The sequence below is a fragment of the Stutzerimonas frequens genome, assembly GCF_024448335.1.
GTDB lineage: Bacteria > Pseudomonadota > Gammaproteobacteria > Pseudomonadales > Pseudomonadaceae > Stutzerimonas > Stutzerimonas frequens.
Map to the genome: position 1 here is coordinate 1 of NZ_JAMOHM010000022.1, position 22,781 is coordinate 22,781.

Here is a 22,781-nt window from a genome sequence, read left to right on the forward strand (position 1 = left end):
AGAGAAAAAGCTTGAGGAGAAGGCTCGAACCAGATCGAGTCAGCCTGCCTTTTGGCTGGCTACTCAACGCTGCGGGTATGGCTCGTTTAAGATAAGCGCTTTGCTCGGATATTCCTCATGCCGGAATCGGCTGCTAGTGCAAGACTTGAAGAGCTTCCGATCGAGCAGCTCGTAGGCTGCCCGGAATGTGATCTGTTGATGGCAAAGCCGACGCTTCACCTTGGCGAGGTGGCCGAATGCCCTCGCTGTGGTTGTGAGTTGTTTCGCCTGCGTCATCGCATCGTCGGACCGGGATTGGCATTGGTGCTGGCGGCTCTGTTGCTCTACTTTCCCGCGAACTTCCTGCCGATCATGCAGTTGAACCTGCTTGGCAGAGTCACCCACGATACGGTCTGGAGTGGGGTGTTGAGCCTGTACAACAGCGGCATGCAGGGCATCGCCGTGGTGGTGTTCCTTTGCAGCATGGCGGTGCCGCTGATGAAGCTGCTGTGCCAGCTCGCCGTGTTGCTCTGCATCGCCATCGATCGTGCCAAGCCCTTGGGGCTGCTGCTCTACCGGTTCTATCACCATCTGCGCGAGTGGGGGATGCTCGAGGTCTATCTGCTCGGAATCCTGGTTTCCATCATCAAGCTGCGTGACATGGCGGAGCTAAGCCTTGGTGTCGGCCTGGCCTGCTTTGCCGGGCTCCTGGTGGTGCAGGTGTGGCTGGAGTTGGTGATGTCACCACATCAGGTATGGGAAGCGTTATCGGAGCCTGACGATGCGCGCCGCTGACGCCGGGCTGATGGTCTGCCACGAATGCCACCAGTTGAATCGCGCCACGCCAGGTATCGAACATCAGCATTGCAGCCGCTGCGGGGCGCGTGTGCACATGCGCAGGCCCAACAGCATCGCGCGCACCTGGGCCTTGCTGATCACCGCAGCATTGCTCTACCTGCCGGCGAACCTGCTGCCCATCATGACGGTGCGCATGCTCGGTAGCGGGACGCCCGACACCATCATGTCCGGCGTGGTCACGCTGGCCAAGCACGGCATGTTTCCGATTGCGGCGGTGGTGTTCATCGCCAGCATTCTGGTACCGACGTTCAAGCTGGTCGGGATCGCCATGTTGCTGATTTCGGTACAAAGGCATCACCCGATGTCGCCGCGACAGCGCATTCTGGTGTTCCGATTCATCGAATGGATCGGGCGCTGGTCCATGCTCGACATCTTCGTCATCGCCATTCTGGTGGCGATCGTCAATTTTGGCAGTCTCGCCAGCGTCGAAGCGGGATTCGGCGCCGTCGCCTTCGCTAGCGTGGTCATCCTGACCATGCTCGCAGCCATCACATTCGACCCACGTCTGATCTGGGATAACACGGAAGCCGGGAACAAGCATGACTGACCTGCCACAAGCCAATACACGTCCGGCCTCCAGCTGGTCGGCCATCTGGATTCTGCCGCTGATCGCGCTGGCCATCGGCGCCTGGCTGGCCTGGCAGGCGTATAGCGAACGCGGCATCCATATAGAGGTGGTGTTCGACAGCGCCGAAGGCATCGAAATCAACAAGACGTCCGTGCTCTACAAGGGCATGACGATCGGTGTCGTACGCGACCTGCGGCTGGAAGATGACGACCGTCGGCAGGTCGTGGTCGCCGATATCGAAATGAACAAGGATGTCGACGGCTATCTGCGAAGCGGCACGCGCTTCTGGCTGGTCAAGCCCAGCGTCACACTGGCCGGGATCACCGGGCTGGAGACGCTGGTGTCGGGCAACTACATCGGTATGAGCCCAGCCGATGGCGAGCCGACCAAGCGTTTCGTCGCGCTGGCGGAAGAACCGCCGATGTCCGACAGTCGCATCGGCCTGCACCTGACACTCAAGGCCGAGCGCCTCGGCTCGCTGAATCGTGGCAGCCCGGTGTTCTACCGGCAGATCCAGGTGGGGCAGGTGAAGAACTATGTGCTCGCCGAGGATGACAGCACCGTGGAGGTGCAGCTCTATATCCAGCCGGAGTATGCGCACCTGGTGCGCAAGCACACCCGTTTCTGGAACGCCAGCGGCGTCACCGTCGACGCTGGGCTGACCGGCGTGAAGTTCCGTACCGAGTCCCTGGCCAGTATCGTCGCCGGGGGTATCGCCTTCGCCACGCCCGCGCACCGCAAGGACAGCCCGGCCACCGACCCGAACATCCCGTTCCGTCTCTACGAGGATTTCGACGCAGCCCAGGCGGGGATCAAGGCAGTGGTCGCGCTGCAGGATTTCGATGGGCTGCAGGCCGGACGCACGCCGGTGATGTACAACGGCATGCAGGTTGGTCTGCTGAAAAAGCTGGATATCGACTCGGACCTCAAGGGTGCGCGCGCCGAGCTTTCGGTCGACCCGCTGTTCGAGGACTACCTGGTCGAGGACACCGATTTCTGGGTGGTCAAGCCGTCCATCTCGCTGGGCGGCATCACCGGCCTCGAAGCGTTGGTGAAAGGCAACTTCATCGCCGTTCGGCCCGGCGAGAAAGGTGGCTCGCCCAAGCGCGAGTTCGTCGCCCGCCCCAAGGCGCCGCCGCTGGACATTCGCGCCCCGGGGCTGCATCTGGTGCTCACGACTGACAGTCTGGGCTCGCTGGACGTTGGCAGTCCCGTGCTCTACCGGCAGGTCCGGGTGGGGTCGGTACAGAGCTACCAGTTCTCTCGCGACCAGCAGAAGGTAGTGGTGGGAGTGCATATCGAACAGCCGTACGCCAACCTGGTGAACAGCTCGAGCCGGTTCTGGAATGCCAGCGGCATCTCGCTGAGCGGCGGTTTGTCCGGAATCGAGGTGCGCAGCGAGTCGCTGCAGAGCCTGCTTGCCGGCGGTATCGCCTTCGAGACGCCCGATCCGCAGGCCGCCGGGACGAGGAAGGTGCCGCGCTTCGTATTGCACAAGGACAGAGACAGTGCAATCCAGCGCGGGACGCCGATCGAGATCCGTCTGGCGCGTGGCGATGGACTGAGTGCCGGTACGCCCATTCGCTACAAGGGGCTGGCCGTGGGCCAGGTGGACACTGTCACGCTGAGCGATGACCTGCAGAGTGTCGTGCTGCGTGCCCGCATCACCGCAGCGGAGTCGCGCATCACCCGCGCCGGCACCCAGTTCTGGGTCGTTCGGCCGGAGCTTGGCATCATGCGTACGGCGAATCTGGATACGCTGGTCAGCGGCCCCTACCTGGAGGTGGCACCGGGCAAGGCGGATGCGAGTGTGCAAACGCGTTTCACCGGCCAGGAGCGGGAGCCACAGAAGGCTGGTGAAGGGTTGAGCCTCGTGCTCAGCGCGGCCCGGCTGGGTTCGATCAAGCCGGGTAACGCGGTGACCTACCGCGAGGTGAAAGTCGGTGAGGTCACCGGTTATGAGCTGGGGCAGAACGCCGATCGCGTACTGATCCGCGTCGTCATCGAGCCGCGCTACGCGCCCTTGGTGCACACCGGCACCCGCTTCTGGGAGACCAGCGGCTTCGGTGTGGATTTCAGTCTGTTCAAAGGTGCCAGCCTGCGCACCGATTCGCTGGAGTCGCTGCTCGAGGGCGGCGTCGCCTTCGCCACGCCGGAGGGCGAGCAGATGGGACGCAGGGCGCTGCCGGGACAGACCTTCGCGCTGTTCAAGGAACCGCAGGACGAGTGGTTCGGCTGGGCGCCGAAGATCGAGCTGGGGCGAGCGGCCAGTGGCAAGTGACGATCGATCCGGTACGTTATTGGTGGGCTGAAGCCCACCCTACGCACGCATGAAAAGGGCCCCTCGGGGCCCTTTTTCGTTGCGGGAGATCAGGCCGGCTCTTCGGTCCGTTGGGCTGAAGCAGTGGTCTGGCTGGCGACCGGTTCGCGGCGGCTGATGTATTTCCAGTCCGCCTCGTCGATGTAGATGCCGGCCGGCCCGCTGCCGCCTTCCAGGTCGATCGCGACATGGGCCGAGACCTGCGGCTTGACCGATGCGAGGATCGGCACGAAGCCGAGCTGCAGGCTGGTTTCGATCAGCGCCTGCTGGTTGCGCTCGTCGATGTCCGCCGCCTCGTCGAGGTAGTAGGGCAGGCGGATGCGTCCGGCCTGCTCGCGATCCATCAGGTGCAGCAACAGGTACATGTTGGTCAGCGCCTTGATGGTCATGGTGGTGCCGTTGGACGCCGCACCGTCGATGTCGGTATGAATCACTGGCTGGCCGCCGACCTTGGTGATCTCGAACGCTAGCTCGAAGAGGTCTTTCAAACCCAGCTGGTTGTTGTTCGCCGCCACCAGCCGCGCCAGATACTCCTTGGCTTCTTCATTCTTCGCGTCCTGCTCGGCCGACTGCGACAGGTCGAACACCGACAGCGTCTCGCCCTCTTCGTACTGACCGGCGCTGTGGATGATCTGATCGATATGCCTGAGCGCGTCCTTGTTTGGTGCCAGCACGATGCGGAAACTTTCGAGGTTCGAGACCTGGCGCTTGTTGATCTCGCGGTTGAACAGCGCGAGCTGGTGTTCCAGGCTCTCGTAGTCGCTGCGGATGTTGCGCAGCGTTCGGGCGATGTCGGTGACGGCGGCACGGCGTGCCTTGGCCAGGGTCAGCGCCTCGTCCTGACGGTGGGCGTAGGCGTTGACCAGCAGCTGCAGGCGACGCTCGGGATCTTCCTCGCTGTCGAACTTGGCCACGCCCTTCAGGCGCACCTGGGCATACAGCGCCTCGATCTGACCGTCGACGCGCTGCAGCGCCTGCCAGCTGTCCTGGTAGTCGTTGAGCAGCGGCAGCAGGTTGTCCAGCGAGTCGTCCACCGGGTCCATGTAAGGCGTACCAAACGGCAGATCCGCCGGTAGCAGCTGGCGGCGGCGCAGGGCGTCTTCCAGCGTGCGCTCCTTGGCTTCCAGATCCGCCAGCTGACGGCCGACCAGCTGCAGCTTGGCGGACAGGTGCTGTACGCGCTCGGCGAAGGCGTCACTGGTGCGCTTGAGTTCTTCCTGGGCGGCCTCGGCCTGGGCCAGCTGTTCCAGCTTCGCCGGCTCCTCGGCGGCCAGGGTCTGGCTGCGGCGGAAGTCTTCCAGTGCTTTCTGCGCATCCAGCACGGCCTGATACAGCGCCTCGGCCTGGGCCTTGCTCGCGGCGCGGTCGACGGCCACCGCATGCTGGGTCTTGAGCTGCTTGAGTTCGCGGTCCAGGCGATCCTTCTGGTCGCGCAGGGCAGCGCGGTCGGCCAGGGCCTGCAGCGCCGGTGGCTCGATATGCGAGAGATCGATGGACAGGCCCGGCACCGAGAAGGTGTCGCCCTTGAAACGATCCAGCACCGCTTCCACGGCCTTGACCCAGTCGTCGCCCTCGGCGCTGATGCCTTTTTCACCCAGCGGCAGGCTGAACAGCTGGCCGTTGAACAGGCGCATCAGGCGATCCACATCGGCCTGGGAGAACTCCTCGCGCAAACGCGAGTAGCTGTTGTTGTCGGCATGGTCGAGCTGTTGCCGGACCGACTTCAGGCGTTTTTCCAGATCACGCAGGCGCTCGTCCAGGTCCTCGCTGGAGAACTGACGGGACTGCGCCAGCGCACCGGCCAGCTCGTCATGGGCGTCCTTGGCGGCGAGCAGCTGCTGCTCCAGCACATGGGCATCCTCGATCAGGGCAAAGCGGTTCTTCAGCACCGCCAGCTCGCCCAGCCAGCGCTGGATTTCGCTGATCTCGCGTTCCAGACGCATCAGTTCGCCAGTCGAACCGCGCTGTTCGTTCTGCAGGCCGTCCTGCTCGCGACGGTAGTGCTCGGCCTGGATCACTAGCTCTTCCTTGCGTGCATCGGCGTAGTCGTGCCAGGTGCCGAGCAAGTTGTCGAGCAGCGGCGACAGGCGATGCAGCTTGCCGCGCAGCAGCTCGCGCTGGGCGACACCGGCGGCCAGCGCCTCGACCAGGGGGCCGGCGGCGACCAGTGCCTGGTAGTCCTGCTCCATGCGGCGCACGTCGCGGAAGGCTTCTTCGGTGGCGGCGATATAGTCGACGCTGCCCGAGCGCAGGCTGTGCTCGAAGGCATCGAGGAACAGCTGCTTCAATTTCGCTGCGGTGATCTCGCGCATATGCAGCAGGTTGATGAACAGTGCGCGGAAGGTCTTCAGGCTCTGCTCGCTGGTCGAGCGCAGCGGGATCAGCGTCATGTCCAGCGGGATCGAGGTATGCCCGCCGACCAGTAGCCGGCGCAGCTCGTCCGGCTTGGCCTCGTAGGCCTTGATGCCGGCGCGTTCGAGGTTGGCGAACAGCTCGCGCTGGCGCAGGCAGGTGCCGTTCTGCTGGTAATGGTCGAGGTCCAGCGAGCCCTGGTAGACGAAGAACTGGTGGCCGAAGCCGCCGCCCGGTCCGCGGCCGGCCACGCCGATCACATGCGGGCCGTGGGGCAGCATGACTTCGACGAGGATGTAGCTGGTGTCCGAGGCGAAGTAGAACTTGCGCGACTGCTCGAGGCTGTACTTGCCGAAGCTCATGTCCGACATGCGCGCCAGGATCGGGAACTGCAGCGCGTTGATCGACGCGGACTTGCCGAGGTTGTTGGCGCCGTAGACCGACAGCGGGTTTTCCAGCGGAAAGATGCCGAGGCTGTAGCCGGCGGTGTTCAGCAGGGCGAAGCGGCGGATGCCGTAGCGTTCCTGGCTCATGCTTCAAGCTCCTTTTCTTCGGCGATGGCGCGCGCCAAGGCTTCTTCTTCCGATTCTTCGGCCGCTTCCTCGATGAGGATGATGTCGTCCTCGCCCTCGTCCTCGGCGATCAGCTCCGGGGCGGGCAGCGGCAGGTCGCTGCTGTGCAGGCTGGCGGCCAGATCGCGGTCCTGCTGCACCGACAGGCAGACGTCGAGGAAGCGGTGCATCGGCGGCAGGAAGCGGTAGACGCCGTTGCTGTCCTCGGCGAAGCCCAGCTGCGTCAGGCGGCGGATGACCTTTTCTTCCAGCTCTTCCTGGGTGGTGACTTCGGCCTGCAGAAACAGGTCGCGGTACTTGTCCAGCAACGCCGGCAGTTCATCGCGACCGAGGCTGCCACCATCGAGCACGGCCAGCGGGTCGCGCCCCTGGTCGGCCAGGTGCTCGACGAGGATGAAGGTGAACAGCGCCAGGCGCTGGGCGGTCTTGTTCACCTGCGCGCCCATCTGCTCCGGGACGAAGTAGTAGAAGCCGCGCGGATCGCAGACCAGCTCGAAGCCGAGCGCTTTGAACAGTGCGCGGTACTGGTCCTGCATGTTCGACAGCTGCGCGTAGGGCTCCGGCTCGCTGCGCGACAGGTGATAGCCCTTGAACAGCTCGCGGAAGATCGGCGCCAGCTGGGTCATTTCCTTGAGGTCGATGTTCATTCAGGTCGCTCGGATATCGTCGGGGTGATGGTGGACAAGCTGCGCGGTGTCCACCCTACGTAGGAGTCAGCCATTGGCATTGGCCACCAGCGCAAAGGAGCTGAGGCTGACGCGGTGTTCGCGGGTCAGGTACTCGCGGCGCTCCAGGCGATCGCGCTGGAAGCGGCTATCGCGGGACAGGCGCGAAAACCAGTAGAGCAGCTCGTCGGTGGCGCCCTCGGGTTCCTGCTCCAGCAGCCAGGCCATCAGGTCCGGCAGCGGCAGTGCCTGCTGGCAACGCTCGATCATCTCCCGCGCGGTGCGCGGTGCGCGCGGCTGCTCGCCCTTGCGCTTGCCGCTGGCCCGCGGGAACTGCGCCGGCTTCGGCTCGAAGCGGGCCAGGGCGTAGACGTAGGCCTCGACCTGGCTGGCGGTGCCGAGAAAGGTGCTCTGGGGACGGGTGAACAGCGGCAGCGAGGCCTGTGGTACGGCGTCCAGGCCCTTCTTGCGGATCGCCGACAGTGCCAGTGCCGCGCCGCGGGTCACCGCATTGTGCCGACGCGCTTCCTCGCGCAGCGGCAGCAGCAGCTCGCGGGCCTTACGCAGGGTCAGCTGGGCGGTGGTCTGCATTTCCAGGATGCGCGCATGGGTGCGCAGCAGGAGGTCGTCGTCCACCAACTGGCCGAGGCGCTGTTGCTCGCCGAGCAGTTTCATCAGCACCTGCTCGACGCGGTGCACGCCCTGCTCGAAGGCACCGTCGGCGGAAACCAGCTGGATCATTGGCTCGACGTACTCGTCCCAGGTCGCCAGCACCTCGGCATAGCGCTGGCGCAGCGGGATCTGGCGGTCGCTGGTCTTGGCCCGGTCGGCCACCGCAACCAGCGCCTGCTCGTCATTGTCGAGCTTCTTCAAGACATCGCGTACGCGCATGTCGAGCAGGCGCAGCTGGCGGGCCAGGTCGTTGCCGTCGCGAATCTCGAAGGCATCGAGGATATGCCCGGCCAGGCGCTCTAGGTGGCGCAAATAGGCCTCGATCTCCAGGCACAGGCCGAGGCGGTGTTCGCGGCGCAGGTAGGCGAGGAAGTCGTGGATCTGCGCGTTCAGCTCGAAGCGGTTGGGGCTCTTGGCCACCGGCACCAGGATGTCCAGGCGGATCCACTGGTCGAGCAGGGCGGTGATGTCGGTGGGCGTGCCTTCGGGCAGCTGTGCGGCGAGCTGATGGCGCAACTCCACCAGGCTCAGGGTGCCGGCGTCGAAACGCTCGCACAGCGGCTCGAGCAACGTCCAGTGTTCGGCGAGGGCACGCAGTACGCGCTTGGGTTCGATCATCGTGGCGCCAGTCCAGCCAATGAAAAAGCGCCGATTGTACTGCATCGGCACCCCTGTGATGGCTGGGCAGACAATCGGGCGTTTTGCCCAAGCGCGTCGCGAAGGTCACCTTTGCGTCATCACCGCCAGGTTAGGCTGGCCGGGGTCGGCGGGCTGGAGGAGCGCGCCGAACGTCACCAAAGATGACGAAGTGTCGAAGTGCTATTTCGATCTCCGTCGGTTAACGGCACAATTCGCCCTTTTTGCGAATGCGGGCTGCCGGTTCAGCCGGCAACTCCCTCGGGGCACGAACAGATGATCAAGACGCCGTATTACCTCATCGACAAACAAAAGCTCCTGGGCAATCTGGAAAAGATCGCCTACGTGCGTGAGCAGTCCGGCGCCAAGGCGCTGCTGGCACTCAAGTGCTTCGCCACCTGGTCGGTGTTCGACCTCATGCAGCAGTACATGGACGGCACCACTTCGTCATCGCTGTACGAGCTCAAGCTCGGCCGGCAGAAGTTCGCCGGCGAGACCCACGCCTACAGCGTGGCCTGGGCCGATGACGAGATCGAAGAGATGGTCGCCAACTGCGACAAGATCATCTTCAACTCCATCGGCCAGCTGGAGCGCTTTGCTGAACGCACCGAGGGCACCATCCGCGGCCTGCGCGTCAATCCGCAGGTGAGCAGCTCGGACTACCTGCTGGCCGACCCGGCGCGGCCGTTCAGCCGTCTGGGCGAATGGGACCCAGCCAAGATCGAAAAGGTGATGGGCAAGATCAGTGGCTTCATGTTCCACAACAACTGCGAGAACTCGAGCTTCGAGCTGTTCGACCAGATGCTGACCACCATCGAGGAGCGCTTCGGCCATCTGCTGGAGCAGGTCGAGTGGGTCAGCCTCGGCGGTGGTATCCACTTCACCGGCGAAGGCTATCCGCTCGATGCCTTCTGTGCGCGGCTGAAGGACTTCTCGGAAAAATTCGGCGTGCAGGTCTACCTGGAGCCCGGCGAAGCGGCGATCACCATGAGCGCCTCGCTGGAAGTGACGGTGCTCGACACCCTGTACAACGGCAAGAACCTTGCGGTGGTCGACAGCTCCATCGAGGCGCACATGCTCGACCTGCTGATCTACCGTCTCAACGCCAAGATGGCGCCCAACGACGGCGAGCACAGCTACATGGTGTGCGGAAAGAGCTGTCTGGCCGGCGATATCTTCGGCGAGTACCAATTCGATCGTCCGCTGGCCATCGGCGATCGGCTGTCGTTCATCGACGCGGCAGGCTACACCATGGTCAAGAAAAACTGGTTCAACGGTCTGAAAATGCCGTCCATCGTGGTAAAGCAGCTCGACGGCAGCGTCGAGGTGGTTCGTGAGTTCGACTTTAACGATTACCTGTCCAGCCTTTCCTGAGGCCGCAGTACAAGGGGGTGAAACAATTGAAGAAAAACGTTCTTATCATTGGTGCAGGAGGTGTCGCCAAGGTGGTGGCCCATAAGTGCGCGCAGCACAACGACGAACTCGGTCGTATTGCTATCGCGTCGCGCAACATCTCCAAATGCCAGGCCATCATCGACAGCGTGCAAGCCAAGGGCGGGCTGAAGCAGCCCGGCGAGATCAAGGCCTATGCGCTGGACGCCATGGACGTGGAAGCGACCAAGGCACTTATTCGTGAAACCGAATCGCAGATCGTCATCAATGTCGGCTCTGCCTTCCTCAACATGTCCGTGCTGCGCGCCTGCATCGACACCGGCGCCGCGTATCTCGATACCGCGATCCACGAAGAGCCGGGCAAGATCTGCGAAACGCCGCCGTGGTACGGCAACTACGAGTGGAAGCACCTGGCCGAATGCCAGGAAAAGGGCATCACCGCCATCCTCGGTGCCGGCTTCGACCCGGGCGTGGTCAACGCCTACGCCGCTCTGGCCCAACAGGAATACTTCGACAAGATCGAGTCGATCGACATCCTCGACGTCAACGCCGGTTCCCACGGCAAGTATTTCGCCACCAATTTCGACCCGGAAATCAATTTCCGCGAATTCACCGGGCAGGTTTACAGCTGGCAGAACGGCCAGTGGACGACCAACCGCATGTTCGAGGTCAAACGCACCGACGACCTGCCGGTCGTGGGCGAACAGAGCCTCTACCTGACCGGTCATGATGAGGTGCACTCGCTCTCCAAGCACCTCGACGTGCCGAACATCCGTTTCTGGATGAGCTTCGGCGAGCATTACATCAACGTCTTCACCGTGCTGAAGAACCTCGGCCTGCTCTCCGAGCAGCCGGTGCGCACCGCCGAGGGCCTGGAAGTGGTCCCGCTCAAGGTGGTCAAGGCCGTATTGCCTGATCCCGCCTCGCTGGCGCCGGGCTACACCGGCAAGACCTGCATCGGCGACCTGGTCAAGGGCACCAAGGATGGCCAGCCGCGCGAGCTGTTCATCTACAACGTGGCCGACCATGAAGAGGCCTACGCCGAGACGGACAGCCAGGGCATCTCCTACACCGCCGGCGTGCCGCCGGTCGCCGCCGCGCTGCTGATCGCCCGTGGCGAGTGGGATGCCAAGCGCATGGTCAACGTCGAAGAACTGCCGGCCCAGCCGTTCCTCAAGCTGCTCGACGTGATGGGCCTGCCCACTCGGATCAAGGACGAGCGCGGCGACCGCCCCTGGGATCAGGCTTGATCGGCTGCGCGTCGGCCCTGCTGCGTTAAAAACAGGCTCGGACGGTGGCTTGCCACCGAACGGCCTTTAGGCCGGCCCGAAGGGCGAGCGGAGCGAGTCATGCTCATTTACAGCAGTAAACTCCGCTTCCTCGCCTGTTTTTGCCTTGCATGGCTCTAGCTCGCTCGATCAGCCCAAAGCCCGCCTAAAGGCGGGCTTTGTGTTTTCTGGCGTAGGGTGGAAAACCGCGAAGCGTTTTCCACCAACGCTCCCCCGCGGTGGGAAAGCCGTCGGCGTTTTCCACCCTACGCGACGACAACCCACGCCAAACGCAGCTGCGCCTTCCCGCCCCGTCCATTTCACGCGACAATCCATGGACTACAGCGCCCTCCGAGAGGCGCTCGGCAGCCGTGAGGACAGTCCTATGAGCAGCAACGATCGCGTCATCATCTTCGATACCACCCTGCGCGACGGCGAGCAGAGCCCCGGTGCGTCCATGACCGGTGAGGAAAAGCTGCGCATCGCCCGGGCGCTGGAGCGGCTGAAGGTAGACGTGATCGAGGCAGGCTTCGCCATCGCCAGCCCCGGCGATTTCGCCGCGGTGAAGCTGGTCGCCGACAACATCAAGGACAGCACCGTGTGCAGCCTGGCGCGCGCCGTCGATGCCGACATCGAGCGTGCCGCCGAAGCGCTGGCCGGCGCCAACTCCGGGCGCATCCACACCTTTATCGCCACCAGCCCGATCCACATGCAGTACAAGCTGCGCATGCAGCCGGACCAGGTGGTGGAGCAGGCCGTGCGCGCGGTGAAGAAGGCGCGCAGCCTGTGCGCCGACGTGGAGTTTTCCTGCGAGGACGCCGGCCGCTCGGAGATCGATTTCCTCTGCCGCATCATCGAGGCTGCCATCGACGCTGGCGCGCGCACCATCAACATCCCGGACACCGTCGGCTACGCGATTCCGCACCAGTACGCCGACACCATCCGCCAACTGCTCGAGCGCATCCCCAATGCCGACAAGGCGGTGTTCTCCGTGCATTGCCACAACGACCTCGGTCTGGCCGTGGCCAACTCCCTGGCCGCGGTGGTGGCCGGTGCGCGCCAGGTGGAATGCACCATCAACGGCCTCGGCGAGCGTGCCGGCAACGCCGCGCTGGAAGAGATCGTCATGGCGATCAAGACCCGTCAGGACCTGCTCGGCGTGCATACCCGCATCGAGACCGAGCACATCCTCGCTGCCTCGCGCCTGGTTTCGGGCATCACCGGTTTTCCGGTGCAGCCGAACAAGGCCATCGTCGGCGCCAACGCCTTCGCCCACGAGTCGGGCATCCACCAGGACGGCGTGCTCAAGCATCGCGAGACCTACGAGATCATGTCCGCCCAGTCGGTGGGCTGGAACGCCAACAAGATGGTCATGGGCAAGCACTCCGGTCGCGCCGCGTTCCGTTCGCGCCTGGAGGAGCTCGGCATCGCACTGGAAGGCGACGAGCTGAACGCGGCCTTTGCCCGCTTCAAGGAGCTGGCGGACAAGAAGCATGAAATCTTCGACGAAGACCTGCAGGCGCTGGTCTCCGACACCCTCGCCGATGAGGCACCCGAGCACTTCAAGCTGAGCAGCCTTGAAGTCGCCAGCAAGACCGGCACCACACCCGAAGCCAAGCTGGTGCTCAGCGTCGATGGAGCAGAGCGCAGCGCCCAGGCCGAAGGCTCCGGCCCTGTGGATGCCACCTTCAAGGCCATCGAGGCGGTCGCCGGCTCGGGTGCCACGCTGCAGCTTTACTCGGTCAACGCCATCACCCAGGGCACCGATTCCCAGGGCGAGGTGACCGTGCGGCTGGAGAAGGGCGGGCGCATCGTCAACGGTAACGGCGCCGATACCGATATCGTCGTCGCCTCGGCCAAGGCTTATCTCAACGCGCTGAACCTGATGCAGGTCGGCGCCAAGGCACATCCGCAGGTGGAGGGCGTTTGATCAGTGAATCCCGGCGTCGTGCCTACCTCGACGCCATGCAGGTAGCCAGCTGGCTGCCACGTACCGAACTGCCTTTCGCTGCCCCGTCGCGGCTCGAGCTGCTGCAGCCGCCGGTTGCCGAGCCGGAGCCCGCGGCTGCCGTCGCGCCCGTGGCTGAGGTCGAGGCTGCGCCGGTCGTCGAGCGGCCAGCCGTGGCGCCGACCGTCGAACCGACCCCGGCACCGCGCCCGCGTATCGCCATGCCGGAGCCGAAGTCGGCGGCAGCGACCGTCAGCCCGAGCGAGGAGGCCGCCGCCGAGCCAGCCAAGCCCATTGAGCCGCCGCCACGTTTCTCCCTGCAGCTGCTGCGCGCCGGCAACGTGTTGCTGGTGGTGGAGCTGCCCACCGGCGAATCCTTCCAGAGCCGCGACCCGGCCTACATCCTGCTCAAGGACCTGCTGCGCGCCGCGAGGCTGCCGGACAAGCCGCAGCAGGTCGGCGACGGCGAACCGATCCGCTGGCCGCTGCTGCACAAGGGCAGCCTTGACCAGGGCGCCGAGGCTGCGCGCGATTACGTGCAGGGTGTGATGGCCGCCGAGCTGGAGCAGATGGGCTGCGACTGCATCTGGCTGATCGGCCGGCCGGCCTTGCGCTTCGCCGGCGAAGTGGACGTCGACAACTGCTATCGCGAGGTCGCCGTGGAAGGGCTGGGTCGCGCCCTGGCGATGCCGGGGCTGGAAGAATTGATGGAACAGCCGGCCGCCAAGGCCGAGCTGTGGAAGGCCATGCGCCGCAGCATGCCGCGCTGGCACATAGGTTCGTGAGTACGCGTGATGAGTGATGCAGTCAGCTTTCGCCCGATGACAGCGGCGGTTATCGAAACCGTGCTGAAGATCGAATACGCCGCCTTCAGCCACCCCTGGACCCGCGGCATCTTCAACGATGCGCTGACTGCCTACGAGTGCTGGGTGATGTTCGAGGGCGAGCAGCAGGTCGGGCACGGGGTTATCAACGTGATCCTCGACGAGGCGCACCTGCTCAATATCACTGTCAAACCGCAGAGCCAGGGCCGCGGCCTCGGCCTGCGCCTGCTGGAGCACCTGATGCAGCGCGCCCGCGAGCGCGGTGGCCGCGAATGCTTCCTCGAGGTGCGCGCCAGCAACGCGCCGGCCTACCGCCTCTATGAGCGGTACGGCTTCAACGAAGTGGGCCGCCGCCGAGCCTACTATCCGTCGGCCGATGGCCGCGAAGATGCGCTGGTGATGGCCTGCACGTTGCTGGATTGAAGGTGTGTTCAGCCCAGCGGGCGGTGGCTCAGTCCGCTTGCCTATGAGGCGGCGTTTTCCGGTGGGCTAAAGCCCACCCTACAGCTGCCAGATCGTAGGGTGGATCACGATTCCCCGATCCACCGTGATCTGGGGAAGGTGGATGTAAAAATCGTACGACCCCTGGACTGATTGCTGCGCGGCCCGAGGCTGCGGCGCTTGGGCTGGGAGCTAGCGGACTCCACGACTCGCGGTTCCCGATCTCAAACTGTTGCTGTCCTCGTAGGGTGGATCACGCTTCACCGATCCACCATGCTCAGGTCAAGGTGGATGTAAAAATCGACATCCACCCTACGACTAGACTCCACCCGACGTTCAGGCGCGGCAAGCGGCCCGATCACTCCCCCGGCCGCTTGTCCCGGCCTGAATCCAGCGGGGCGTCGCCTTCCAGTTCGTCGTCGGAGAGCACACTGTCGTCCTCGCGCAGCACCGCATCGCCACCGCTGAGGCCGGTGTCCTCGTCGCCCTTGGCGGGGCCGCCCCAAGGTTTTCCGTCCAGCGGGTCGTAGCGGCCCAGCTCGGCTTCGTCGAGGTCCACGTCTGCGCCGATCTCGTGCTCGGACACCACGCTCAGATCCTGATCCGCCGGGCCGCCGTGGCCGCGTTCGCGGGGTGAGCGCGAGCCGTCGTCCGGAATCTGCGTCTCTGGCGCCAGGTCATCCATGGTGGTCTCGCCCCCGGGCACTTCGCCGACCGTCATGCCGGCCTCGGCCTCGCGCTCCGGCGGGAACTGATCGGCGATTTCCTCGGCCGGCACCTGATCGCCGATGCGGCCCTTGCGCTCGTCCCGGCGCTGGTCGAAGTCGAGCGGCTCCATCGAGCCCATGCGGTCCTCGGTGTCGTCGATTTCCGTCGGGGTATAGGGTTTCTGATCGCTCATGATCGTCTCCTGTCAGGCCATCGGTCTTGCAGGTTGTGACCCGGCCGCTCGATGAAGATTCAGGTGCGCCGCTGGCCGGAACCGGCATCCGGGGCCATCCTTGATGGGCTGCGAATTCGGGCTGCAGTACCTGACCGGCAGGCGAGCGAAATGGGACGAACCACCGCGCGTGATCCGGAGTCCTACCTGCATGAACGATCAAAACGACCAACCTGCGCCTGAGGCTCGGCGCTGCGCTTTCTTCTTCGACGTCGACGGCACGCTGGCTGAAATACAGCCCCGCCCGGAGCTCGTCTTCATTCCGCCGCCCACCCTTGCGGCCCTGGAACGACTGCATGCCGACGGGATTCCCGTCGCCGTGATCTCCGGGCGCCCCCTGGCACAGCTCGATGCGTTGCTGGCGCCGCTGCAACTGCCCGCCGCCGGCGTGCATGGCGCCGAGCGCCGGGATGCCGAAGGCGAGTTGCGCAACCTGGCGCTGGATGCCCGGCAGCTGGAGCGCATCCAGCGCGAGCTGGCCGAAGCCTGCAGCGAGCACCCCGGCTTGCATCTGGAGAACAAGGGCGTCGCCTTCGCGCTGCACTTTCGCCTGGCGCCGCAGCTGGAACAGATCGCCCGCGAGCTCGCCGAGCATTTCGCCGAGCGCTACGCCGAGGTGCTGAGCCTGCAGCCCGGCAAGTGCGTGTTCGAACTCAAGCCGCGCGGGGCGAGCAAGGGTGAAGTCATCCGCGCCTTCATGGAGGAGGTGCCATTCGCCGGCCGCACCCCGGTGTTCGTCGGCGATGACCTGACCGACGAGGCGGGTTTCGCCGCCGTCAATGCGCTGGGCGGGCGTTCCATCAAGGTCGGCGAGGGGCCCAGCGAGGCTCGCGAGCGGTTGCCATCGGTGCATGCGGTCGGCGGCTGGCTGGAACAGCTGCTGAGCGAGCTCGGCGAACCGGCCGGATCTATAACAAAACCAGACTAGAGCGAGATTTTTGCCATGAGCCGTTTAGTAGTGGTTTCCAACCGAGTCGCGCCGATCAAGGCGGGCAAGGTGGCTGCCGGAGGGTTGGCCGTCGGTGTCTACGATGCCCTGCGCCAGGCCGGAGGCATCTGGTTCGGCTGGAGCGGCGAGGTCAGCGCGACCCCGACCATCAACACCGAGGAAGTCGGCAACATCACCTATGTCACGCTGCCGCTGAACAAGCGTGACTACGACCAGTATTACCGCGGCTTCTCCAACGCCACGCTGTGGCCGATCTTTCACTACCGCATCGACCTGGCCCGCTACAGCCGTGAGGAATACGACGGCTACCGGCGGGTCAACGCCATGCTGGCCGAGAAGCTCATGCCGCTGCTCAGGCCCGACGACATCATCTGGATCCACGACTACCACCTGATCCCCTTCGCCGAAGCCTGCCGCCAGCTGGGCGTGCGCAACCGCATCGGCTTCTTCCTGCACATCCCGTTTCCGGCGCCGGAAATCCTCACCGCCATCCCGCCGCACAACGACCTGCTCAAGACGCTCTGCTACTACGACCTGATCGGCTTCCAGACCGACACCGACCGCCTGGCCTTTCAGGACTACATCACCCGCGAGGTGCGTGGCGTCATCGAGCCGGACGGCAGCCTGACCGCCTATGGGCAGAACTTCCGCGCCGGCGTCTACCCCATCGGTGTGGTGCCGGACGAGATCCAGCAGCTCGCCGAAGGCTACAAGGGCCGCGCGCATCCCATGCGCCGCGCCACCGACACACGCCGCCAGACCATCATTAGCGTCGACCGGCTGGACTACTCCAAGGGCCTGGTGGAGCGTTTCCGCGCCTACGAGGAATTTCTCGATCGTTACCCGGCGCACCGCAACAACGTCGAGTTCCTGCAGATCGCGCCGACCTCGCGTTCCGACGTGCGCACCTACCAGCACATCCGCGAGCAGCTGGAGAGCCAGGCCGGGCACCTCAACGGGCGCATGTCCGACCTCGACTGGACGCCGCTGCACTACCTGAACAAGAGCTACGACCGCCGTGTGCTGATGGGCCTGTTCCGCGCCGCCGATGTCGGCTTCGTCACCCCGCTGCGCGACGGCATGAACCTGGTCGCCAAGGAATACGTCGCCGCCCAGGACCCGGAAGACCCCGGCGTGCTGGTGCTGTCGCGCTTCGCCGGCGCGGCCCGCGAACTGACCTCGGCGCTGATCGTCAACCCGTACGACTGCGTCGGCATGGCCGAAGCGCTCGACCGCGCGCTGAACATGTCGCTGGCCGAACGCAAGGATCGCTACGAGCACCTGATGCGCGCCATTCGCGCCGCCGACCTGGACGCCTGGCGCGACAACTTCCTGCGTGATCTGCGCTCCTTCATCTCCCAGCCCGCCGCCAAGCGGGCGAAGAAGGTCGAACTGGTCGAACCCGAGTGAGCCGCGGCGGCTTGTCAAAAGGCCGCAGCGACTCGTAAGGTGCCGAGCCGACCCACAGGGACACATGAGATGAGCGAACTGGAGCCGCTGTTCGAAAACAACGCCCGCTGGGCCGAAGCCATCAAGGAAGAGGACCCGGACTTCTTCGAGAAGCTGGCCCGCCAGCAGACGCCGGAGTACCTGTGGATCGGCTGTTCCGATGCGCGGGTGCCGGCCAACGAGATCGTCGGCCTGCTGCCGGGGGACCTGTTCGTTCATCGCAACGTCGCCAACGTCGTGCTGCACACCGACCTCAACTGCCTGTCGGTCATCCAGTACGCGGTCGACGTGCTCAAGGTCAAACACATCCTGGTCACCGGCCACTACGGCTGCGGCGGCGTCCGCGCCTCCATGCGCGACGACCAGCTGGGCCTGATCGACGGCTGGCTGCGCAGCATCCGCGACCTCTACTACGAACACCACGTGCACCTGTCCAAGCTGGCCAGTGAGGACGAACAGGTCGACCGCCTGTGCGAGCTCAACGTCATCCAGCAGGTCGCCAACGTCAGTCACACCACCATCGTCCAGAACGCCTGGCACCGCGGCCAACCGCTCGCCGTGCACGGTTGCATCTACGGCATCAAGGATGGCCTGTGGAAGAATCTCAACGTCACGGTGAGCGGGCTCGACCAGTTGCCCTCGCAATACCGTCTGCGCCCGCCGCGCCAAGCCTGATGAGTGCGCGCCAGGGCCCGGCTTTCGCCGGGCTGCTTATCGCCGTGCTCTGCTGGAGCGGCAACGCCCTGGTCGGCCGCGCCTTCCATGACAGCATCCCGCCGCTCAGCCTGTCGTTCTGGCGCTGGGTGCTGGCCACCAGCTTGCTGCTGCCTTTCGTCGCCAAGGGCATCTGGACGCACCGCGCCACCCTGCGTGCCGCCGGCTGGCGCCTGCCAGTGCTCGCCGCCATGGGCATCGCCAGCTACAACTCGCTGCTCTATACCGCCGCGCAAAGCACCGAGGCGATCAACCTCACCCTGGTGAACACCTGCCTGCCGCTGGCCACCTTTATCGGCGCGGGCTTCCTGCTCGGCGAATGGCCGCTGCGCCGCGCCTGGTTTGGCATGGCCGTGGCGGCGGGCGGGCTGCTCTACCTGATCAGTCGCGGCAGCTGGCAGACCTTTGCCAGCCTGTCGTTCCAGCGCGGCGACCTCATCATGCTGCTCGCCGTGCTGGCCTGGGCGCTCTACACGCTGCTGCTGCGGCGCTGGGCCAGGCACTTGCTGGTGCCGCCGCTGGTGCTGCTGGGCGTGCTGATGCTGCTCGGTCTGCCGCTGATCCTGCCGTTCTACCTACTGGAACTGGGCCGAGTAGGGGGCTTCGCCCTCACACCGAGCAACCTCGCCGCCATCGGCTACACCGCCGTGTTCGCCTCGCTGGTGGCCTACGTCGGCTGGAACCATGGGGTGAGGATCGTCGGTGCGGGCAGGGCAGCCATGGTCATGTACCTGATGCCCGTGTTCACCGCGCTGCTCGGCTGGCTGCTGCTGGGCGAGGCCCTACGTACCTTCCACTGGATCGGCGGCGCCCTGATCTTCGCCGGCCTGCTGCTGGCCACGCGGCCGTCGTTCCGCTAGGGCCGTAGGATCCCGATCTGGGCTGCCCGACCAGCGCGGCCCGGGCTGCGCGCCACCGACCTAGGCGGCCCGGGCTAGGCGCCCCCACCTGCGCGGCCCGACCTAGGCGGCCCCACCGTTCGTAACTAACCGTTTGAAAAGGATAAAAAATCTGCGGAGCCAGGGTTGACAGCCCAAACCGACCAGAGAATAATGCGCGCCACTTGGCTACATAGCTCAGTTGGTTAGAGCGCAGCATTCATAATGCTGATGTCCCAGGTTCAAGTCCCGGTGTAGCCACCAGACACAAAAAGGCGGTTAGCGAAAGCTAACCGCCTTTTTTGTTTTCTGGCCGGTGACTACCGCTGCCCAGATTGCCTAGCATCAGACCGCCTCCGTTGATGCTGCTAGCCGGTACGACACTCAGCCACCTTGATGGCCGGCACCTACGCAAAAATAGATCTGTCCCCTTTTCTCGACGTGATATCAAGAAAGGTGAGCGGAGGAGTATCTAAAAAGAAACCCCGCGTAGGCGGGGCTTCTTCATTCCAATGGGTTCTTGCTGGCTTTACCTTTTTTAGTTGCGCTCGATCTTTTTGGTTTGTCCTCGACGCTATCGCTCAAACAATCTAACGGTTGACGTTCAGCAATGGCTTTTTGACGATCCATCTCATCCTGCTGAGCTTCTTCTTGAGCTGCACTATTAAAGTCAGCGGCAGGAAGCATCCAAAGGCCATGAGGTCCTCTAGCGGTGAGATTGGAGATCATCTCACGAATAGAGCCATACAAAATGGCGTATCCCGTAGCGCGTACAGCTCTGAAAAGCTCAACGTTTTTATGCTTTTCGCCGTCGTAGCGCATGTAAGCAGTTGCTTTTACATCAATACTGTAAGGAAGAATTATCTCTGATTTTTGATTGTCTTGGCTGAGAACCAAGTTCAATGTAAATGAAAAAAATCTAGGGTCGGCCAGTTGATCGTCTGGATAAGACAAACTCACCGAGCGGAAAAATCTAGAGCCTTTGTAGTTGAAGTTAACTTTTTTCAATTCAGACGAGTATTCTCCGTCGAATTCTGGATTTACCTCAACACTGATTTTTTCAAATTCAATCTTATCAACGGAAAGCAATGGCGCCTTCATTGGCAACCTCCATATAAATGGGTTCGTTCCTGGGGGCGAGCATTGCCGTGTCACGCATTTTTTTCATGTGCTTGCGGAACTCTAGAGAGTCACCATCGAAATCTATATCTTCAGTGACCTCGGAGAAGCCAATTTCATCATTGTATCTATCGCCAACGCAGATGTTGAGCTTTTCACCAATAGAGGCAGCAAGCATATACATAGTTTCAATCTTGAGGTTTTGATCACCTCGAAGCATGCGAGAAACATTGGCTTCGGAAACATCAAGTCGCTGGGCGATGTCGATATTCTTCAACCCCTTACTAATCATTGCTCTTTTGATATCAAAGGCAAATGCAGATCGCCAAGTGGGTCCAAAGATTTCAAGGTCTTCTTGAATTTGGCTAGCAATCTCATAATTAGTCATGGTAAACCTCAATTTATGGGGCCCATCAATTTAGTATCTAAAATTAGCTTTATGGTCTGTTCAGCATAGGCTTTTATTTCGGGTGGCGTGTTTTGCTGGTCTTTATGTAATGCTTCAAGAATAAAGATAAGCCGCCCGCATCGTCCGTTGTAGGGGTAGATATATATCCTGTCTTTCTTGCCTCTTTTTAACTCATAAAGAGATTCGTTTTTATCTTTATATTTAAAAGAGTGGGCTGGCTTGTAAGTAACAATGGATTCTTTAAAGAACTGGGTAAAGTCATCTAGCGTAAGGGCGCGAAACAGGGCATCCACCATCTGAAGATAAGATGAGCGCTTTTTGGGATCGTCAACGTTCTCGGTTATAGATTTAACCAAATGTGACTTATCAACGCTCTGCGCGCCTGAAAGGATCATGACCGGCGTCCACTTATCGACCCCGCCACCTGCGATCGGAGCTCTAGACGGATTGATCCCTGCCTTCTCAAGCATGAGCTTCCTTGTCAGTTTCGCTAGTTTCATCCGCACACCTTAACACGCAGGTTAACTCAAGCATGACGCCACTTCAATCGCGAGGCAAGACGAACCTGCTCTTGATGGCGTATTGGCAGCATCGTAGCACTGGATTGTAGTGACCACGTTGGTCGAGATTCTTGGGATGGACTGGCGTAACCAGTGCAGAGGACGGCTAGAACTCCCGTTTTATGGACCTCTCTGGTTTAGCAAGGCGCTACGTCGGTGATTCATAATGCTCCGCTCACCCGTCTAGCGGCACCCACAAGACATCCCAAGGCGCCTGGCCAAAGCTAGCCGCCTTTTTTCGTTCCTTCTGTTTGCTGTTTCGTTTACCGAGGTTAACCATGCGTGAGCGTTTCGATGAGATTCGTGCCGAGCGGGATGTTCATTCCGGGGAGCCGGTTGTTTACAACCGTGATCCCCATGCCGGGCTGTGGAAGCAGATCGCGTTGGGGATTGTGGTGGGTTACCTGGCGTTGGGTCTGATCAGTGCCGTGGGTTGGGCGGTGTTTGTGCGGTTCGCCTTGGGCAGTCTGCAGATTGCGGTGCCTTGAAAGCTGCGGCGATAGCTGGCGAGCAGATTCGTGTGAGGACCCCATTATCAGCGGGCTGTGGCGCTTTCTCTTGCCGTTGACGCTACCTTTGGCGCGGCGCAGAATCGCGCCATTTGGCGGGGCGACCCCGCCTGCAGGTTTTCTTTTGTGTAGTAAGGGCGTGCGATGAATACCTTTCTGACGGCGGTCTCGGTGGTCGTTTGTGTGTTGGCGATCAGTGCGGGTGTGATGCTCGATGTGCGGCACAAGCCGAGCGACGAGGCGAAGCGGGTGTATACCGCCGAGCGGGTGAACGAGATTCTGCGGCGTAATACGAAGCACAGCTGAGCCGGCAGGCTAGGCTGAAGCGTGAAAACGGGCGGCCCGAGGGTCGCCTTTTTCATGCCCGGAAAAAAGCCGGGCGCGGGGCCCGGCGAAGTCCAACGAGGAGAGGTGCTGCGGCGTGGTGCTTACCAGAGTGGCAGGCTGTAGCTGACGATGAAGCGGTTCTCATCCAGGTCGCTCTGGAAGTTGCTTCGCGTGGTGGCGTTGCGCAGCTTGAGGCCGAGGTTCTTCAGCGGGCCGCTCTGGATGACGTAGGCGATGTCGGTGTTGCGCTCCCAGGTCTTGCCTTCGCTGGCGCCGGCGCCGCGGTCGACGTTGTCACCCGAAACGTAACGGGTCATCAAAGACAGCCCGGGAATGCGCATGGCGGCGAAGTCGTAGTCATAACGGACCTGCCAGGAGCGTTCGTCCTGATTACCGAAATCGTTGATCTGCAGCAGGTTGATCAACGCGTTA

At 63.0% G+C, this 22,781-nt stretch carries 22 protein-coding genes and 1 tRNA gene; 15 read left to right on the forward strand and 8 right to left on the reverse strand.

The annotated features are described in order from the left end of the window. Positions 1–117 precede the first annotated feature (117 nt). The 3 genes from NAO55_RS20450 to NAO55_RS20460 are packed head-to-tail and all read left to right on the forward strand — an operon-like array spanning position 118 to position 3,686. Entirely contained in the window at positions 118–774 is a 657-nt protein-coding gene (locus tag NAO55_RS20450) for a paraquat-inducible protein A (protein WP_102839691.1), read from the forward strand. After that, positions 761–1,384, forward strand: a complete 624-nt coding sequence (locus NAO55_RS20455; protein ID WP_013983823.1) for a paraquat-inducible protein A — start codon at positions 761–763, stop codon at positions 1,382–1,384. Before NAO55_RS20450 ends, NAO55_RS20455 begins: the two co-directional genes overlap by 14 nt. Continuing rightward, positions 1,377–3,686 (forward strand): PqiB family protein, encoded by a 2,310-nt coding sequence (locus tag NAO55_RS20460; protein WP_102839692.1) that lies wholly within the window; start codon positions 1,377–1,379, stop codon positions 3,684–3,686. Before NAO55_RS20455 ends, NAO55_RS20460 begins: the two co-directional genes overlap by 8 nt. 89 nt (positions 3,687–3,775) lie before the next feature. Here NAO55_RS20460 and mksF read toward each other — a convergent pair whose 3' ends face one another. The 3 genes from mksF to mksB all read right to left on the reverse strand — a co-directional run bounded on the left by mksF (position 3,776) and on the right by mksB (position 8,604). Then, positions 3,776–6,610 (reverse strand): Mks condensin complex protein MksF, encoded by a 2,835-nt coding sequence (gene mksF / locus NAO55_RS20465; RefSeq protein ID WP_102839693.1) that lies wholly within the window; start codon positions 6,608–6,610, stop codon positions 3,776–3,778. Then, positions 6,607–7,296: an Mks condensin complex protein MksE gene (mksE, locus tag NAO55_RS20470; RefSeq protein WP_017245619.1), complete on the reverse strand. Its 690-nt coding sequence runs from the start codon at positions 7,294–7,296 to the stop codon at positions 6,607–6,609. The genes mksF and mksE overlap by 4 nt, the downstream gene beginning before the upstream one ends. 66 nt (positions 7,297–7,362) lie before the next feature. Continuing rightward, positions 7,363–8,604, reverse strand: a complete 1,242-nt coding sequence (gene mksB, locus NAO55_RS20475; protein WP_101277015.1) for an Mks condensin complex protein MksB — start codon at positions 8,602–8,604, stop codon at positions 7,363–7,365. Positions 8,605–8,898: 294 nt separating this feature from the next. Here mksB and NAO55_RS20480 point away from each other — a divergent pair, with 294 nt between their 5' ends. From NAO55_RS20480 to rimI, 5 genes are all read left to right on the forward strand, one after another. Next, entirely contained in the window at positions 8,899–9,996 is a 1,098-nt protein-coding gene (locus NAO55_RS20480) for a carboxynorspermidine decarboxylase (RefSeq protein WP_102839694.1), read from the forward strand. A gap of 26 nt (positions 9,997–10,022) precedes the next feature. Further along, positions 10,023–11,264 carry a saccharopine dehydrogenase family protein gene (locus NAO55_RS20485; RefSeq protein WP_102839695.1) on the forward strand — a complete coding sequence of 414 codons (1,242 nt, stop codon included), beginning with the start codon at positions 10,023–10,025 and terminating at the stop codon, positions 11,262–11,264. Between the two features lie 403 nt (positions 11,265–11,667). Further along, positions 11,668–13,212 (forward strand): 2-isopropylmalate synthase, encoded by a 1,545-nt coding sequence (locus tag NAO55_RS20490; protein WP_102839696.1) that lies wholly within the window; start codon positions 11,668–11,670, stop codon positions 13,210–13,212. After that, the gene (locus NAO55_RS20495) at positions 13,209–14,015 is read left to right on the forward strand and encodes an energy transducer TonB (RefSeq protein ID WP_102839697.1); all 807 of its coding nucleotides are present in this window, start codon (positions 13,209–13,211) and stop codon (positions 14,013–14,015) included. Before NAO55_RS20490 ends, NAO55_RS20495 begins: the two co-directional genes overlap by 4 nt. Positions 14,016–14,024: 9 nt before the next feature. Next, positions 14,025–14,477 carry a ribosomal protein S18-alanine N-acetyltransferase gene (gene rimI, locus NAO55_RS20500; protein ID WP_102839698.1) on the forward strand — a complete coding sequence of 151 codons (453 nt, stop codon included), beginning with the start codon at positions 14,025–14,027 and terminating at the stop codon, positions 14,475–14,477. 376 nt (positions 14,478–14,853) lie between these two features. Here rimI and NAO55_RS20505 read toward each other — a convergent pair whose 3' ends face one another. Next, positions 14,854–15,396 (reverse strand): hypothetical protein, encoded by a 543-nt coding sequence (locus tag NAO55_RS20505; RefSeq protein ID WP_102839699.1) that lies wholly within the window; start codon positions 15,394–15,396, stop codon positions 14,854–14,856. A 190-nt stretch (positions 15,397–15,586) separates the two neighbouring features. On the opposite strand from NAO55_RS20505, the gene otsB reads away from it, so the two are divergent. The 5 genes from otsB to NAO55_RS20530 all read left to right on the forward strand — a co-directional run bounded on the left by otsB (position 15,587) and on the right by NAO55_RS20530 (position 19,689). After that, positions 15,587–16,363, forward strand: a complete 777-nt coding sequence (gene otsB, locus NAO55_RS20510) for a trehalose-phosphatase (protein ID WP_017245613.1) — start codon at positions 15,587–15,589, stop codon at positions 16,361–16,363. A 15-nt stretch (positions 16,364–16,378) separates the two neighbouring features. Continuing rightward, positions 16,379–17,794 carry an alpha,alpha-trehalose-phosphate synthase (UDP-forming) gene (gene otsA, locus NAO55_RS20515; protein WP_102839700.1) on the forward strand — a complete coding sequence of 472 codons (1,416 nt, stop codon included), beginning with the start codon at positions 16,379–16,381 and terminating at the stop codon, positions 17,792–17,794. Positions 17,795–17,863: 69 nt separating this feature from the next. Next, positions 17,864–18,508, forward strand: coding sequence for a carbonate dehydratase (gene can / locus NAO55_RS20520; RefSeq protein WP_102839701.1), 645 nt, complete (start codon positions 17,864–17,866; stop codon positions 18,506–18,508). Further along, positions 18,508–19,407 (forward strand): DMT family transporter, encoded by a 900-nt coding sequence (locus NAO55_RS20525; RefSeq protein ID WP_102839702.1) that lies wholly within the window; start codon positions 18,508–18,510, stop codon positions 19,405–19,407. The genes can and NAO55_RS20525 overlap by 1 nt, the downstream gene beginning before the upstream one ends. A gap of 205 nt (positions 19,408–19,612) precedes the next feature. After that, positions 19,613–19,689: transfer RNA gene (locus NAO55_RS20530), tRNA-Met, on the forward strand. A gap of 240 nt (positions 19,690–19,929) precedes the next feature. Here the strand turns inward: NAO55_RS20530 and NAO55_RS20535 are convergent. From NAO55_RS20535 to NAO55_RS20545, 3 genes are read right to left on the reverse strand one after another with little or no spacing between them, the layout of a single operon-like run. Continuing rightward, positions 19,930–20,526, reverse strand: a complete 597-nt coding sequence (locus NAO55_RS20535) for a hypothetical protein (protein WP_146030727.1) — start codon at positions 20,524–20,526, stop codon at positions 19,930–19,932. Further along, positions 20,501–20,932, reverse strand: a complete 432-nt coding sequence (locus NAO55_RS20540) for a helix-turn-helix domain-containing protein (protein WP_102839703.1) — start codon at positions 20,930–20,932, stop codon at positions 20,501–20,503. Before NAO55_RS20540 ends, NAO55_RS20535 begins: the two co-directional genes overlap by 26 nt. Positions 20,933–20,940: 8 nt before the next feature. Beyond that, complete coding sequence (locus NAO55_RS20545) at positions 20,941–21,423, reverse strand: hypothetical protein (protein ID WP_102839704.1); 483 nt, start codon at positions 21,421–21,423, stop codon at positions 20,941–20,943. A 368-nt stretch (positions 21,424–21,791) separates the two neighbouring features. On the opposite strand from NAO55_RS20545, the gene NAO55_RS20550 reads away from it, so the two are divergent. Next, positions 21,792–22,001 carry a hypothetical protein gene (locus tag NAO55_RS20550; RefSeq protein WP_102839705.1) on the forward strand — a complete coding sequence of 70 codons (210 nt, stop codon included), beginning with the start codon at positions 21,792–21,794 and terminating at the stop codon, positions 21,999–22,001. A 165-nt stretch (positions 22,002–22,166) separates the two neighbouring features. Further along, the gene (locus tag NAO55_RS20555) at positions 22,167–22,328 is read left to right on the forward strand and encodes a hypothetical protein (protein ID WP_014597539.1); all 162 of its coding nucleotides are present in this window, start codon (positions 22,167–22,169) and stop codon (positions 22,326–22,328) included. A gap of 122 nt (positions 22,329–22,450) precedes the next feature. Here the strand turns inward: NAO55_RS20555 and NAO55_RS20560 are convergent. Beyond that, a partial coding sequence (locus tag NAO55_RS20560; RefSeq protein ID WP_256070303.1) for an OprD family outer membrane porin occupies positions 22,451–22,781 on the reverse strand: 331 nt, incomplete at its 5' end.

Excerpts from the sequence above, each read along its gene's own strand:
- NAO55_RS20450 (WP_102839691.1), top strand. The coding sequence starts at position 118 with ATGCCGGAATCGGCTGCTAGTGCAAGACTTGAAGAGCTTCCGATCGAG.
- NAO55_RS20455 (WP_013983823.1), top strand. The coding sequence starts at position 761 with ATGCGCGCCGCTGACGCCGGGCTGATGGTCTGCCACGAATGCCACCAG.
- NAO55_RS20460 (WP_102839692.1), top strand. The coding sequence starts at position 1,377 with ATGACTGACCTGCCACAAGCCAATACACGTCCGGCCTCCAGCTGGTCG.
- mksF (WP_102839693.1), bottom strand. The coding sequence starts at position 6,610 with ATGAGCCAGGAACGCTACGGCATCCGCCGCTTCGCCCTGCTGAACACC.
- mksE (WP_017245619.1), bottom strand. The coding sequence starts at position 7,296 with ATGAACATCGACCTCAAGGAAATGACCCAGCTGGCGCCGATCTTCCGC.
- mksB (WP_101277015.1), bottom strand. The coding sequence starts at position 8,604 with ATGATCGAACCCAAGCGCGTACTGCGTGCCCTCGCCGAACACTGGACG.
- NAO55_RS20480 (WP_102839694.1), top strand. The coding sequence starts at position 8,899 with ATGATCAAGACGCCGTATTACCTCATCGACAAACAAAAGCTCCTGGGC.
- NAO55_RS20490 (WP_102839696.1), top strand. The coding sequence starts at position 11,668 with ATGAGCAGCAACGATCGCGTCATCATCTTCGATACCACCCTGCGCGAC.
- rimI (WP_102839698.1), top strand. The coding sequence starts at position 14,025 with ATGAGTGATGCAGTCAGCTTTCGCCCGATGACAGCGGCGGTTATCGAA.
- NAO55_RS20505 (WP_102839699.1), bottom strand. The coding sequence starts at position 15,396 with ATGAGCGATCAGAAACCCTATACCCCGACGGAAATCGACGACACCGAG.
- otsB (WP_017245613.1), top strand. The coding sequence starts at position 15,587 with ATGAACGATCAAAACGACCAACCTGCGCCTGAGGCTCGGCGCTGCGCT.
- otsA (WP_102839700.1), top strand. The coding sequence starts at position 16,379 with ATGAGCCGTTTAGTAGTGGTTTCCAACCGAGTCGCGCCGATCAAGGCG.
- can (WP_102839701.1), top strand. The coding sequence starts at position 17,864 with ATGAGCGAACTGGAGCCGCTGTTCGAAAACAACGCCCGCTGGGCCGAA.
- NAO55_RS20525 (WP_102839702.1), top strand. The coding sequence starts at position 18,508 with ATGAGTGCGCGCCAGGGCCCGGCTTTCGCCGGGCTGCTTATCGCCGTG.
- NAO55_RS20535 (WP_146030727.1), bottom strand. The coding sequence starts at position 20,526 with ATGAAGGCGCCATTGCTTTCCGTTGATAAGATTGAATTTGAAAAAATC.
- NAO55_RS20540 (WP_102839703.1), bottom strand. The coding sequence starts at position 20,932 with ATGACTAATTATGAGATTGCTAGCCAAATTCAAGAAGACCTTGAAATC.
- NAO55_RS20545 (WP_102839704.1), bottom strand. The coding sequence starts at position 21,423 with ATGCTTGAGAAGGCAGGGATCAATCCGTCTAGAGCTCCGATCGCAGGT.
- NAO55_RS20550 (WP_102839705.1), top strand. The coding sequence starts at position 21,792 with ATGCGTGAGCGTTTCGATGAGATTCGTGCCGAGCGGGATGTTCATTCC.
- NAO55_RS20555 (WP_014597539.1), top strand. The coding sequence starts at position 22,167 with ATGAATACCTTTCTGACGGCGGTCTCGGTGGTCGTTTGTGTGTTGGCG.